The following is a 14320-nucleotide window of genomic DNA, read 5'->3' on the forward strand; positions in this document are numbered from 1 at the left end:
GTTTATTGTATAAAGACTAAAAGAGGATCTATCTAATTTTATCTATGAGGTTGGGACATAACTGGAAAAATACTAAAATGAGTCAAAAAATACTTATTAGAATGAGGTGTACGGAAGGCGGCGTCCCCCTGATGAATCGAATGTAGAGCTTGAGGCACTTTTGTCTCAGGCTCTTTTTTCTAAAATATAGAATTACACCAATAGTTTTGATTCTTGACAGCACAACTACTCTGTTTTACTATATACTAGTAATAAGTTATACTAAGTACCAGTATTAATACTGTAAACCAGAGTCGAAAATACAAAGGCATATGGAGGGTGAAATGGATAATTTCAGAGAAATGCTGAAAGGGGTGCTTGAGGGATGTGTGCTTGAGATCATCAGCCGCGGCGAAACCTATGGTTATGAAATCACACAGCAGCTGCGGGAGCTTGGTTTCACTGATGTAGTGGAAGGAACGGTTTACACCATTACTATGAGGCTTGAAAAAAACAATCTGGTGGACATTAAGAAAAAGCCATCCACTATGGGTCCCCCAAGAAAATTTTACACACTCAATGCAGCAGGACATGAGCATCTTGAAACGTTTTGGAGAAAGTGGGAATTCGTCTCAAGTAAAATCAGCGAAGTGAAAGCAAAAAAAATTCAAAAGGATGTGTAGCATGAGCATATTCGAGAAGATTATCGGCAGCATGAACGACAAGCGGGAATGGAAGGCGATGGAGGCGCGGGCAGAAACACTTCCAAGTGAATACCACAATGCTTACAAAGCAATGCAAAAATATCTGTGGAACACTGGGGGCATAATCGATTGGCAGGAAACGAAACTGGTCTTTACACACATCATTGACCTGCTTGAAGAAGCAGCCGCCAACGACAAACGCGTGAAAGAAGTGACCGGCGGTGACGTAGCAGCCTTCTGCGACGAACTGGTCGTGGATGCAAAATCCTGGAGAGATAAGGAAAGGCAGAAGCTGAACGACTCGATTAAATAATGTTATTTTGATAAACAGATTCGTTCCTTAAAGGAGGAAGCTGATATGAGCTTTTTAGAAAAAATAACCGGCAGTGATCTGACAAGAGATATAAAAAGTTTTGAAGTACGTGCAAAAAAGTTGCCAGCTGACTATCAAATTGCCTGGAACGAAATTGCATGCAGTCTCTGGGTCCACGGCAGTTTCAGCGGTCGAAATCTGATTCCGATTTTTGAGAATGTCCTTGAACTGCTTGAAGTGACATCAGCACAGGGCCAGAGTATTGATGAAGTATTCGGAGATGATATTAAAGGCTTTAGCGCGGCGATTGTGGGTGGTGAAGGGGCTAAAACGTACCGGGATAAATGGCGTGAACAACTCAACAAAAGCGTCATGAAAAAATTGGGAGGGCTGACATGAACTTTAAAAAAATCATAGAAGAAAAAAAGGAATGGAGAGCCACTGTCTCACGTGTCAAACACCTACCGCAAGATTACCAGATTGTTTATAAAGAAATTCAAAAATACCTGTTCAAAGTAGGTCCTGTTGAACTAAATGAAGGGAACGGGCTGCTGTTGGAAATTCTCAGCTTCTTTGAAGAGAATGCGGCTTCCGGAAAAGCTGTGCTTGACGTCACAGGAACTGACGTTGCGGCTTTTTGCGATGAGTTGATTGGGGATTCAAAGACATACGCTGATCTATATTTGGATTCGGTTAATATCGATAAAGGTAAGGAAAAGTAGAAGAAGTTTTTTCCGCGAGAAAGTTTTGCGGAAATGCCGAATCATTCCATTTGTTGAAGTAATAAAGCTTTGGAAAAAGGAATGATAATCTGACTGAATAAAGGAGATCTATGCTTAACTCCCTCATTATTCAGATTTTATTTTATCATTGTAGTAAGTATTACAGAGTAGTGAAGTGATGTGGATCAGTAACTATACAGTGAGTGAAACATGCAGTGATTTCTTTAATGAACTGATGCCATTGTTATATCTCTATTTGATGTCCTGCAAAAGCTTCAGACATACCTCTGTACAGAAAGAGCTTTAGAATTAAAGGCCAACAACCCCCTTTTTCACTAAAGTGGAATGTTGGCCTTCATCTTTATCAGCTCTGCTGCGTCTGGTACACTTCTTCATACGGTTGCACGACCACAAATCCATTGCCGGAGAACTTCATCTGCACAGATTCTCCGCTTCCTCTGCCAAATAAGCTTTTCAGCTGAATATCTGTTACAAATTCCGGCTCAAGGTTTCCGGACCAGGCGACCGTTGCATTAGGATCTGTGAATACGGGTCTGTCAGGTGTAACGAGTAATGTAAGCGGCTCGTAGTGAGAAGTAAAAGCGACAAGTCCCTGTCCCTCTAGACGTACATTAAATAGTCCGCCGGCCATCATTCCCGCTACACGGCGCATGAGCTTGATATCCCAATCAAGGCCGTCCTGAAATGCAAGAAGGTCATTCCCATTTATAAAAATGCTTTCTCCCTCAAGATCCAAAACGGTGATTTTCTTCCCCATATCCGCTACATACAGTTTTCCCTGGCCATTGGCTTTCATTAGCTGAGCACCTTCACCACTGAATGCTTTTTTTACAAATCGCCCAATTCCGTGCTCTAACATTCCCTCACGTTCAAACTTGATGGCTCCCTCATAGGAAATCATCGATCCGGCTTTTGCCCAAACCTGTCCGTTTAGATTTACTTCTAAAATCCGATCTGTTTCAAGCTCGAAAAAGGCACGTGCACTTTCTTCCTGCTTCGTTTTCTGAACAAATTGTTTAATGGAGTACTTTGACATCAAAAATTCCTCCTTTATGTGGATAGTAGGTACTACGTTTGGAAAGCCGAAAAGTTCTGATAGTAATCAAAAGAATTTAACCCCAGTGAAAGACTGTTCTCAAGTCAAAGTTCATAATCTGAATACCTGTAATTCTGATTGGAGATACTAGAACACAGTCGAAATGGACAAAAGAAAGGGTTTTAAATATGAATTCTTTAATAAAAGAAATTAAAGATTCAATAGGTGATAATGATGATCTTTTTTTCACTGAACATCAATTAACTGATCTTTCTGTCGTATTTATTGGTCTTAACAGCCTTGTTGATTTAGGACCTTCTATAAAACAATTGGAAAAAATGGGACAAAAAAATTATTCAAGCAAAGAAAAACTTAAGCAAATCAGTCAGTTAGGGGAAATAAAAAGAAATGCCAGTGAGATCACTTCATTGCTTTTAGAGGGCAAGTTAATGATTGCCATCTCGCTCAACTCAGATTCTGTCGTAAGTGTAGATCCAGTCCCTGTAAAGCTTAATCGTGCAATCGATCAGATTACAAATGAAAACACAATGTTAGGACCATTAGTTTCTTTTAATGAAGATTCACTTACAAATATAGGGGTTATGAGGAAGCAATTACTATCTGAAAAAATTCGGGTTAAACATTTTCGTACGGGAATTCACCATAAAAAAGCACTTTCACTTATTTATTACGAAGGGATAGTTGAAGAGAATCTCTTAGAAACTGTAGTAAAAGAAATTAAAGGCAATAGCAAAAGTGATCTTTATAGCCTGCAGGACGTTACTAAAATGCTGGGTATAACACCATATAGTATTGTACCGAGAGTGAAAACAACCGAGATACCCTCTGAAGCGGCTCAATCATTGCTTAAAGGAAAAATCGTTTTGTTTTTAGATGGTCTCCCATTCGCTTTAATTCTTCCAAGTGTTTTTATTGATATGTTTTTTCTGGAGAGCGATAAAAATTTGACTTTTCCTCTTATGATCTCACTTCGTTCGCTCCGAATAGCTGGAACGTTAATTGCTTTAATTTTTCCAGGTCTTTATGTAGCGCTTGTTGCTGTAAATCCCGAAGTTTTAAGACTGGAGCTTGCCTTATCTATTGCGCAAAGTCGTGAAGGAGTGCCTTACCCGGCATTTATTGAAATAATCATCATGCTTGTTGTTCTCGAACTGATCATGGAAGCAAGTGTCAGGCTTCCCAAAAGCATAGGTCCGACCATCACAATGGTTGGGGGGATCATTCTCGGCCAGGCTGCTGTAGAAGCACAGCTTGTAAGTAACTTGCTGGTCATTGTATTAGCTGCCACCACGATCGCAAACTCTACAGTAATAGGGGTTCAAAATCTGATATCCATTCGTTTACTTAAATATATTGTGTTGATATTTTCTTCCGTTTTTGGGGTTCTTGGAATTTTGGCAGGTGTTTTTTTTATTTGTGCTTATCTTGCAGGTGTTTCTTCAATAGGGGTGCCTTATTTAAATTTTAAACATTCAAAGGGTGAAGGAAATAATGGATAGAAGTGTACAGGTTGTTATGATGTATATCCTCACTCATCTAGGGCTTATTTTTTTTCTTTATCCTTCAAATATAATTGAAAGCACAGATCAAGGCCATTGGATTCCTATTTCTTTAGGAATTGTTATTCACATCATTTTTGTGCTTGTTTATTTAAAAGGACTAAGCTTTTTCCCGAGAAGAAATATCATCATGATCTACTCCTCATTTGGGAAAGTGTACTTAATTTTATTCCTATTGCCAATATTTTTGTACTTTATTTCTGCTGTAACGATAACTGTTCGGGCTTATTCTGAAATCCTTACGATCATTTTTCTTGCGAATACTCCACTATGGGCAGTCATGGCATTATTGCTTTTTATACCATTTTTCTTAGCTATTCAAGGTGTTCAGGCGATCTTTAGAACAGGCATTTTAGTTTCATTTCTCTTCTTGCCCTTTCTTGTATTTATCTTAATCGTTTCTTTTCAAAATGTAGATGCTAGTTATATATATCCTCTATGGAATAATGATTTTTCTTTCATGACAAAACAATCTTATATCAATAGTTTTTTTGCCATCAGTGGAGGTTTTTTATTCCTTGGATTTATACAACCTGAAATTTCGTATAAGCACAAGAAAATTGTGATTGCATTTGCGGCCGTCGTTCCTGCTTTTATTCTTTCAGTTTATATTCCTCTTCTTACTTTCGGAAAAGCAACCGCTGAAACATTCCTCTTTCCGTTTGTGCTAGCGCTGGATACGATAACTTTGTCCTGGATCATGTTTGATCGGGCTACCGTATTTTTTCTTCTCAGTTTGATTACGTTTATCATGCTGTTTATCTCACTTGTATTATGGAAAGCTTCGATTATTATTCATCATTCGCTTCCATCGATTAAGCCAGTTTATATAGTAGTATCATTGACGTTTGTGATCTATATCGCTTGTTTGTTGATTCCTAACTGGCAGCAAGTCCAGATGCTTTTTAAGTGGAATTCAGTTCTGCGATTTTACGTGCTCTTGACCGTCCCGCTGTCTATTTATTTTTTAGGGCATTTGTCAAAAAAGAAGGTGTATTAACATGTTAAAGAAAATGCTTATATTCAGTTTACTTCCGTTTCTCCTCTTTCCATTAAGCGGATGCTGGGATAACAGAGATATTAATCATCGAGTTATGCCGATTTCCATAGGTGTAGCAAAAATGGATGAAGGATACAAAGTTTTTCTGCAAATCCCTGAGCCCTCTTCAGAAAGTCTTGGGACAAGAATCGTGACAGGAGAGGGAGAAACCATTAACCAAATTATCGATAACATCAGCGTGAATATGGAAAGTGCCGTGGATCTGCTGCATGTGAAAGTCATTGTAGTAGACAAACGGTTGGCTGAAGAAGGCTTAAATGATTTGATTTCCGGATTTATACGATCAAGAGATGTATCAGCTAAAGCAGTCATCGCTATTTGTGACGATAATATTGATCAATTTTTTGAGAGTATGGAAAACGCAGAAGGAGGTGAAGGAACCATTCTTCTTGATTACTTTGAAAAGTATTCCGGATGGGATCCTCACGTAGCGCTGTCAAGAGTATGGGAGGTCTATCGCAGCAGTCATTCCTATACCAGAGATGTAGCAATACCAATGATAAAGAGAGGGCAAACAACCTTTCTTGAAATTGTGGGCTCTGCTGTTATTAAAAACGGCAGGCTGGTAGAAGTGATATCATCGGACGAAACGCTCCTTTATAACGCATTTAACAATAAAAGCACCAGGGGGAAAATTGAAATCTTAGATGATGCCAGCGTAATGATCTTAAGTAACGATACGGATTATAAAGCTGAATTTACTGATCAGACTCCGCACTTGCAAACCACTTTCAATTTTAGTGTCATGATACTTGAAACCAATGGAAATCCGAGCGCTCAGGACATTAAAATGAATTTAGAGGAGCTGCTACTAGATCGATATAAAGCCCTGATCGTGAAATTGAAAACAAGTGAAGCCGATATTTTAGGAATCGGGCAGCATTTCAGAAAAGAAATACCCAGAAAAGACCTGAAAAATTGGCGTTCTGACTATTACCCCAACCTTGCGTTTAATCCAATCATTCAAGTAGATATACAAAATTATGGCAATTTAAAGCATACTACAAACTAGAATTATTAAATTACTTCTGCTAACAATGTTCTAAACCCAGGGATTCTTCTCCTATGCCTTTTGACGGAAAGTATAAGATAAAATATGATAGAAGAAAATGGTTAGGGTGTTGAAACGATGAAAGTATTGCTGGTAGAGGACGATCGGACGATTGCTGCTGGTTTGGACTATTCTCTTCGGCAGGATGGATATGACACGGTTGTTTGTCATAATGTTGAATCGGCGGGCCGCGTGATTGACGACCGGCTGAATGATATTGATTTGTGCTTATTCGATTTGTCTTTGCCTGACGGCAGCGGCTATGACCTGTGCGAAAGAGTAAAAAAGCGGGAGGATAAGCCGGTTATTTTTCTAACAGCCTTTGACGATGAGGTCAATGTGGTGATGGGTCTTGATATGGGAGCAGATGATTATATCACAAAGCCATTCAGGGTTCGGGAGCTGCTGTCCCGGATAAAGTCCGTTTTGAGACGTTACCAGAAGCAGGCTGAACCAATAAAAACCTACATAGATATTGAAACTATTCGAATTAATACACTCGAAGGCAAGGTGCTGAAAAATGGGGAAGAGGTCCTGCTGACGGCATTGGAATACCGCTTGCTGATGATTTTTGCCAATCATATCGGGCAGGTCTTAACTCGAGCCCAGCTTCTTGATCGGATTTGGGATGTTGCGGGTGATTTTGTCAATGACAACACGCTTACTGTGTATATTAAGCGATTGCGGGAAAAGCTGGAGGCTGATCCGCAAAACCCTGTGATTATTCGAACCGTTCGCGGCATGGGCTACAAGGCAGGTCAATAAGATGTTGCGAAATAGGGAAATACGGCTCTACCTAATGTTCATGATTCTCATTGGTGCTGCGGCAAGTACTGGTGCGGCACTCTTCCTGCCCATGCCTGCTGTGTTGCTGGTTTTTTTGACTTCTGTTCTTCTTATAACATGCAGTGTAATTTTTACCCGATGGAGATACCGCGAAATAGGAAAGCTCTCTGACTATTTGCGCCGCATAAGCAACGGTGATTATACGCTGGATGTTCGGGACAACTATGAGGGAGAACTGAGTATTTTAAAAAGCGATATATATAAAGTGACCTTCATGCTGTCAGAACAAAGCTCTTATCTCGAACAAGATAAAAGTAAGCTGACCAATGCCATTTCAGACATTTCTCATCAGCTGAAAACACCGCTGACTTCCATGACAGTCATGGCTGATTTGCTTAGTGACAGTCAGCTGAGTGAATCAAAACGGGCTGAATTTACAAAGAATATCCTCAATCAGCTGGAGAGAATCGAGTGGCTGGTGTCTTCCTTGCTGAAATTATCAAAAATCGACGCAGGAACTGCCATGTTCAAAAAAGAACATGTATCCCTCAGAGAGCTGATTGATCGCAGCGTGCAGCCTGTGATGATTCCTATGGATATTAAGGAGCAGACGTTATTGGTAGAAGGGGATAATTCCGTCTCTTTTTCTGGCGATTTCCAGTGGTCAGCTGAGGCACTGATTAATATTTTGAAAAACTGTGTAGAGCACACCCCGGTCAAGGGGCATATCTCCATTACATTCTCAGAGAACCCTCTTTTTACAGAAATCATAATTAAAGATAATGGAAGAGGAATTCCTAAAGAAGACCTGCCATATATTTTCAGACGTTTTTACAAAGGGAAAAATGCAGGAGAAGACAGTGTTGGCATTGGGCTTGCGATGGCTTACAGCATCATTACAAGTCAGCAGGGGGACATCGAGGTCAAAAGCAAACAAGGCAGCGGAACCGAGTTTCATATAAAGTTTTACCATCAGGGGAGAGGTTCGTCCGATTAGGATATGGAGCCTCTCCTCTTAAGTGACTAAACTGTCACGATAATAGTCACTTTAAAGTCATCTTAGGCAGATACACTGAGATCAGGATTTAAAATATGGAGGGAATGCAATTGAGTATCTTACAAATCGAACATCTGTCTAAAATTTATGGCAAGGGCGACACAGCAGTAAAGGCATTAGATGATGTATCATTTACGGTTGAAAAAGGGGAATTTGTCGCGATAATTGGTCCGTCCGGTTCAGGCAAATCGACACTGCTGCACTTACTCGGCGGGGTGGACAGACCATCTAAGGGCAAGGTGATGGTAGACAATACGGATATCTATCAGTTGAATGAAACTCAGCTGGCGATATTCAGACGCAGACAAATCGGGTTAATTTATCAATTTTATAACCTGATTCCAATTTTGACGGTAGAAGAGAATATGACCCTGCCATTGCTTCTGGATGAACACAAAGTGGATCAAAAACAAGTTAAAGAAATCTCAACGACTCTGGGGTTAACAAATCGTTTAAATCACTTGCCCAATCAGCTTTCCGGGGGGCAGCAGCAGCGTGTGTCAATCGGCAGAGCGCTGATCAGTAATCCAGCGATCATTCTTGCCGATGAACCAACCGGGAACCTGGATAGTAAAAACAGCGGAGAGATCATGGAACTGTTGAAAATGTTCAATAAAACGTACAATCAGACGCTGATTGTGATCACTCATGATGAAAGGATTGCTCTGCAGGCGGATCGGGTGATTGAGATCAATGACGGAAAAGTCGCCCGGGATGAGGTGATCCGTCCATGAACATCATCCACAAGCTGACACTGAGGCATTTAAAAGAAAATAGAAGAAGAACGCTTGTAACGATTATTGGCGTTATTATCTCAGTGGCGATGATTACAGCTGTTGCTACACTTGGTGTTTCGTTTCTTGACCTGATGAAAAGACAGTCCATTGCGGACAACGGGGAGTGGCATGTTCAATACAAAAATGTTACTGCCGAACAACTGGAGGCAATAGAAGAAGAGGAAAATAGCAAAAACGTCATTCTTTCCAATGATCTTGGTTATGCGGAATTAGAGGAAGCAGAAAATGAAAATAAGCCTTATTTATTCTTCAAGGGATACAATTCAGCAGGGGTCGAGGTATTTCCCGTTGAGGTGACAGATGGACGTCTTCCGGACGCAGCAGACGAGATCGTTGTTCCTGAACATCTTTTGAAGGATACTTCGGTAGATTATGACATTGGCGATGAACTGACTGTTGAAATCGGAGAAAGGTATTTAGAGGAAGAAAGTATATTACTTGACCAAAATGATACTTTTCAAGATGAACGTCTCCAAATCGAAACAACCAAAACCTTTAAAGTAGTCGGGATCATAAAAAGACCGGAATGGGAGCCTTCGTGGTCACCTGGTTATACAATGGTCAGCTATATTGATCAGGAAGAAATCGCAGCAACGGAATCAGTAAATGCACTTGTTACTTTAGAAAAAGTAAACAAATCGTTATATAAAGAAGCAGAAAATCTGGCAGAACAAAATGGGATTGAAAGTGTCGGGTACAATGACGAGCTTTTAAGATATTACGGTGTGACGGATAATGGAAACCTTCAGACGACCATGTTTTCATTAGCAGGCATTATTATCGCTATCATTATAATTGGTTCTGTCTCACTCATTTATAATGCATTTGCCATTAGTGTTTCTGAAAGGGCAAGACATTTGGGGATGCTTTCAAGTGTTGGGGCAACGAAAAAACAAAAGCGGAATTCGGTCTTTTTTGAAGGAGCAGTCATAGGATTGATCAGTATCCCGATTGGCATTCTAGCAGGAATTGGCGGGATTTCCATCACCTTCCTGTTCATTAACTCCTTTATGGAACAGGCATTAGGTACAACAGAAAAGCTGGCTATTGTGGTGACACCCGCTTCAATTATTATTGCTTGTTTAATTTCCTCCGGTACAATTTTTATATCTACTTATATGCCAGCCCGAAAAGCATCAAAAGTTTCAGCAATGGATGCTATCCGCCAGACACAGGACATAAAACTAACCGCTAAAGGGGTTAAAACCTCCAGTATCGTCAGAAAAGCTTTTGGTCTGGAAGCTGAAATCGGCATGAAAAACATGAAGAGAAATAAAAAGAGATATTACGCGACGGTTTTTTCACTTGTCATTAGCATCATCCTGTTCTTATCTGTGTCGTTTTTCACGAATAACTTAAGCAGGTCGGTCGAAATGTCACAGGAAAGCATTAATTTTGATATTTCAGTTGGCAGCAGCAATGGAGATACTTCTGAATTTGAGTCACTAGTCCAGTTGGAAGGGGTAACCGATTATAGTATTCAAAAAAACATTTCCCTTACTTCTCTGATCGAGGAAGAAAAATTTCCTGAAGGCTTGCCTGCATTAATCAATCAACAGCAGATTGAACTTCAAGATGGCAGGTATCCCTACTACGTCAATTTTTATGGTTTAAGTGAAAGCAGCTTTAAAGAATATGCTGCTAAAGTGGGAACCGATTGGGATGCTTATCAGGATGTTGAACAGCCAAGAGCCATTTTGATTGAAGACATTGCTTTTCAGGATTTTGAAAGCTCCAAATTTATTGAAACAAAGTCTATTAATGCAGAGCCTGAAGAGACTATTGAACTGCTGTTTACGAATTATGAAACGGAGGAAATCTCTTCTTTAGGAAATGTGGAAATCGGTGCATTAACTGATGAGATTCCGATGGGGATTAGTGATACTGCGCATCTTGGTGGAATTGATGTAATTGTCACAATGGAAACTCTAGATCATCTCCTTACCGGACAGGCAGAAAGTGAAGTGACTTCAAGCCTTTACCTTAACAGCAGTGATCCGATGAAAACACAGGAGGCACTCGAAGAAATCGTTCCTTCTTCAACCTATATCTATAATGTTGTTCAAAACAGAGAACGTGATGAACAGATAATCATGTTTTTATCCGTCTTCACATACGGATTCATTGCGCTGATTTCGTTGATCTCCATTGCAAATATTTTTAATACGATTTCCACCAGCATCTCACTGAGAAAGAAAGAATTTGCCATGCTGAAGTCAGTTGGCATGACGCCAAAAGGCTTTAATAAAATGATCAATTATGAAAGCATTTTTTACGGATTGAATTCACTGATGATTGGCCTGCCAATTAGTTTCATTCTGATGTATCTCATTCATCTATCAGTAAGAGAAACATTTGAATACGGATTTGAACTGCCATGGCTCGATATCCTTTTTGTGGTCGTTGCCATTTTCATCATTGTCAGCTCAGCTATGCTGTACTCTATTTCCAAAATAAAGAAACAAAACATCATAGATGGTTTGAAGCAGGAAAATATTTAACATCAAAGCGAGCCTGAGACAAAGGTGTCTCAGGCTCTTTGACGGTTCGCTGTGCTTCAGGCGGACGCTTTACGCATGGACGGCGTTAAACGTTTCTGCTGCCTCAAATTCTGTTGGTCCTTACTCAAAAAGTAACATGTCTGTTCATGATGTATTCCCCTTTTTTAATAAAGAATGATGAGAAGTATGGTAATTTCATGCTTGATTGATCCATTTCTTCAGCCACTTGGTTGATCTAATCACCAAAATTTTTTCGCTATGTATGGCATAGTTGGTGAAAAAGTTAACTTTCCCAACATCTTCAAATGACCGGTTCCATTTAAACATCTTCATGAAAATCGTGAATGTAGGTTTGTAATGCGATTTTTCTACCCGAAGCTTTTGTTTTAGGAATCTTTTAATGATGCGATAGGTTCTTATAGAGTATCTAGTATTAAAATAGATAATGATATCTGCCTCATTAAAACTGCGGTCTACCCAATCTTCATTATGTATTCCTTCTACAATCCATTGATCAGTTTGCAGGATGCCGTTTAGATATTCTTCTCTTTCCTGTTCAGTTCTTCTGATATCTCCATTGCTGCTTCTGATCCAAACCGCATTATCCAATTCGAAATAAGGAATTCTTAACATGGAGGAAAGTTCTTTTGCTAACGTCGTTTTACCGCTTCCTACAGAGCCGATAATGTGGATTTTATTTAGAGATTGCTGTTTCATATCCTCACCCCGTTTCTTTGCCGTACTGAGTCTCCATTCTAGGAAAGGGGGTGGGTTTCCTTTAAAATCGTAAAATGTTTTCCTTCATCCAGTAGATTCATTGTTTTCATCATTATTCGTAAGGTATATATAGGTAAAAGGAAGCTTTTTGTATAAGGAAAGGAGGATTTGTAAGCGTGAGACAAGCAATTATAGTATTTGTTGTAGTATTTGCTGCTATTTTGAGCGCTTGTTCATCAGAAGAAACAAATAATGATGCTTTGAAACAGCAGGAAGGCCTTATTGCGGAGAAAAATGAGGACCACATTTTAGTGATTCCAAATCTCAAAAAAGAAGATATTGATAATAAAAGAAACGAAGAGCTGGTGATGATGGCCAGCGAAAAAGAGGGTGCCTACTATGAAGTGGAAGCGGAGCAATTGAAAGAGCTGGAGAAGGGCATCCGGGTTCTACTGTATTGGAATGGTGAGCAGGAGGATTCAGATCCTCCCATACGTCAGGCTGAAAAAATAGAAACGTTACAGTAACAGAAATGTTTTGCATAAGAATAGTACATCTCATCCAGTTCGTTTAACCGCATCTGCCACAGGGTAACTAGCGGGATGTAAGTGTTTATATGTAGTTAAATCAGGGAGGTAAATTTCATGGAAAAATTTAAAGTAACGTATCATCTTATCACTGGAGCAGAAGTTGTGGATCATGTGGAGGCCGAAGATAAAACAAGTGCCGTCCTAATGTTTGGTCATGATGAAAATAAATTTGTGGAAAGTGCGGACGGCAAACTCCACAAGTTTAATTTAAAACATGTGGTAATGGTGACAGTGGATCCAAATTAAACAGACAGATGAGAGGCTGGGACGATAGTGAACTGTCTCAGTCTCTTTGTATTATCGATCCATTTTATCAATGGTTTTTTGGGAGGGGGATCTGATGAAATATACTGGCGTGTTGTTCGTTATGCTGGCCGCTGTATTCTGGGGTGTTAGCGGAGTGATTGGTGATATCCTTTTGGATAAAGAATGGAGTCCCCTTGTCATCTCATTTTATCGCGGAGCAATCGGTCTGCTGCTTTTTCTCGTATGGTTTTTACTCCGTTTTAAGAAAAACTGGATTGTATCTAAAGGTTTGTATATCTGGTCCCTGCTTGCCGGGGTGGGGGTTGCCGGGAATTTCACTTTTTATTTTTTAAGCATCGAGGCTTCCAGTGTACCGGTTGCCGCTACGTTAATGTATACCGCACCTGTCTTTGTACTGATTACTTCCTTTTTATTAGGAATGGAGCGCTCTACATGGTTTAAATGGGGCAGTATAGGCGGAGTGCTCCTGGGCATTATCCTTCTTACCGGTGCGTACAACCCCGGTTCTATTTCAGTAAGTTTTGCAGGAGTTGCAACAGGACTTGCCGCTGGGCTTTCCTATGCTTTATTCATATTCGGATTCAAAAAAGCCTCCTTATACGGTAAGCCTCCCATTATCTTAACAATCGCATTTTTATCATTCTGCCTAGTACTTTTCATATTTACAGACAATAATCAGGCAGCAGCCGTGCTGACTTCAAATGACATTGGCTGGTTTTTATTATTAGGATTGATGGGGGCGGGGCTATCTTTCATTTTTTATGTCATTGGGATACGGCAGACTGCCGCTTCAACTGCTTCAATGGTGGCCATGATTGAACCGGTTACAGCGTCCTTGCTGGGCGTTTTACTGCTTGGAGATCATTTGGGCATCATTCAAGTTCTTGGAATGGTGGTCATTCTGACAACCATTACGTTCTTGAGCGTTAAGCAATCATCATGACCATGTAAAACATTCCATAGTCCCTGCTATAAGCTAAAGCGCGTAGTATAGTGAGCCGTTCAAAAAGCCTGTGACCCTTTGTCGCAGGTTTTTTCTATACTGAATAATTGCCATCAATTCTGTTAGTTTCTCTTTAATCCCTAAAAATGACATGATTATGTGTGAAAGTCGAAGGGATGTAAGCGCTTTTTTGTGA

General features: G+C 40.0%; 16 protein-coding genes. 14 read left to right on the forward strand and 2 right to left on the reverse strand.

All coding sequences use genetic code 11. The annotated features are described in order from the left end of the window. Nucleotides 1–323: 323 nt before the first annotated feature. The 4 genes from P6709_RS15695 to P6709_RS15710 are packed head-to-tail and all read left to right on the forward strand — an operon-like array spanning nt 324 to nt 1718. A complete protein-coding gene (locus tag P6709_RS15695; protein WP_278241886.1) occupies nt 324–662 on the forward strand; it encodes a PadR family transcriptional regulator in 339 nt (112 codons plus the stop codon). Between the two features lies 1 nt (nt 663). Then, nucleotides 664–996: a DUF1048 domain-containing protein gene (locus P6709_RS15700; protein ID WP_278241887.1), complete on the forward strand. Its 333-nt coding sequence runs from the start codon at nt 664–666 to the stop codon at nt 994–996. Between the two features lie 45 nt (nt 997–1041). Further along, a complete protein-coding gene (locus P6709_RS15705) occupies nt 1042–1395 on the forward strand; it encodes a DUF1048 domain-containing protein (RefSeq protein ID WP_278241888.1) in 354 nt (117 codons plus the stop codon). After that, nucleotides 1392–1718, forward strand: coding sequence for a DUF1048 domain-containing protein (locus P6709_RS15710; protein ID WP_278241889.1), 327 nt, complete (start codon nt 1392–1394; stop codon nt 1716–1718). The genes P6709_RS15705 and P6709_RS15710 overlap by 4 nt, the downstream gene beginning before the upstream one ends. Nucleotides 1719–2082: 364 nt before the next feature. On the opposite strand, the gene P6709_RS15715 is transcribed toward P6709_RS15710, so the two are convergent. Continuing rightward, nucleotides 2083–2775, reverse strand: a complete 693-nt coding sequence (locus P6709_RS15715; protein ID WP_278241890.1) for an AIM24 family protein — start codon at nt 2773–2775, stop codon at nt 2083–2085. A 188-nt stretch (nt 2776–2963) separates the two neighbouring features. Between P6709_RS15715 and P6709_RS15720 the strand changes: the two genes are divergently transcribed. The 7 genes from P6709_RS15720 (at nt 2964) to P6709_RS15750 (ending at nt 11607) form a co-directional block, all read left to right on the forward strand. Beyond that, nucleotides 2964–4295: a spore germination protein gene (locus P6709_RS15720; RefSeq protein ID WP_278241891.1), complete on the forward strand. Its 1332-nt coding sequence runs from the start codon at nt 2964–2966 to the stop codon at nt 4293–4295. After that, entirely contained in the window at nt 4288–5355 is a 1068-nt protein-coding gene (locus P6709_RS15725) for a GerAB/ArcD/ProY family transporter (protein ID WP_278241892.1), read from the forward strand. Before P6709_RS15720 ends, P6709_RS15725 begins: the two co-directional genes overlap by 8 nt. Before the next feature lies 1 nt (nt 5356). Beyond that, complete coding sequence (locus tag P6709_RS15730; protein ID WP_278241893.1) at nt 5357–6427, forward strand: Ger(x)C family spore germination protein; 1071 nt, start codon at nt 5357–5359, stop codon at nt 6425–6427. Nucleotides 6428–6544: 117 nt separating this feature from the next. Beyond that, a complete protein-coding gene (locus P6709_RS15735; RefSeq protein ID WP_278241894.1) occupies nt 6545–7231 on the forward strand; it encodes a response regulator transcription factor in 687 nt (228 codons plus the stop codon). A gap of 1 nt (nt 7232) precedes the next feature. Next, a complete protein-coding gene (locus tag P6709_RS15740; protein ID WP_278241895.1) occupies nt 7233–8249 on the forward strand; it encodes a sensor histidine kinase in 1017 nt (338 codons plus the stop codon). A gap of 110 nt (nt 8250–8359) precedes the next feature. Further along, nucleotides 8360–9043 carry an ABC transporter ATP-binding protein gene (locus P6709_RS15745; protein ID WP_278241896.1) on the forward strand — a complete coding sequence of 228 codons (684 nt, stop codon included), beginning with the start codon at nt 8360–8362 and terminating at the stop codon, nt 9041–9043. After that, entirely contained in the window at nt 9040–11607 is a 2568-nt protein-coding gene (locus tag P6709_RS15750; protein ID WP_278241897.1) for an ABC transporter permease, read from the forward strand. Before P6709_RS15745 ends, P6709_RS15750 begins: the two co-directional genes overlap by 4 nt. A 195-nt stretch (nt 11608–11802) precedes the next feature. On the opposite strand, the gene P6709_RS15755 is transcribed toward P6709_RS15750, so the two are convergent. Next, on the reverse strand, nt 11803–12324 hold the full coding sequence (locus P6709_RS15755) for an AAA family ATPase (protein ID WP_278241898.1): 522 nt from the start codon (nt 12322–12324) through the stop codon (nt 11803–11805). 176 nt (nt 12325–12500) lie between these two features. Here P6709_RS15755 and P6709_RS15760 point away from each other — a divergent pair, with 176 nt between their 5' ends. The 3 genes from P6709_RS15760 to P6709_RS15770 all read left to right on the forward strand — a co-directional run bounded on the left by P6709_RS15760 (nt 12501) and on the right by P6709_RS15770 (nt 14124). Next, the gene (locus P6709_RS15760) at nt 12501–12851 is read left to right on the forward strand and encodes a DUF3221 domain-containing protein (RefSeq protein WP_278241899.1); all 351 of its coding nucleotides are present in this window, start codon (nt 12501–12503) and stop codon (nt 12849–12851) included. Between the two features lie 117 nt (nt 12852–12968). After that, nucleotides 12969–13160: a hypothetical protein gene (locus P6709_RS15765; RefSeq protein ID WP_278241900.1), complete on the forward strand. Its 192-nt coding sequence runs from the start codon at nt 12969–12971 to the stop codon at nt 13158–13160. 94 nt (nt 13161–13254) lie between these two features. After that, a complete protein-coding gene (locus tag P6709_RS15770; RefSeq protein ID WP_278241901.1) occupies nt 13255–14124 on the forward strand; it encodes a DMT family transporter in 870 nt (289 codons plus the stop codon). Nucleotides 14125–14320: the final 196 nt, after the last annotated feature.

It is taken from the genome of Jeotgalibacillus sp. ET6, from assembly GCF_029667115.1.
GTDB lineage: Bacteria > Bacillota > Bacilli > Bacillales > Jeotgalibacillaceae > Jeotgalibacillus.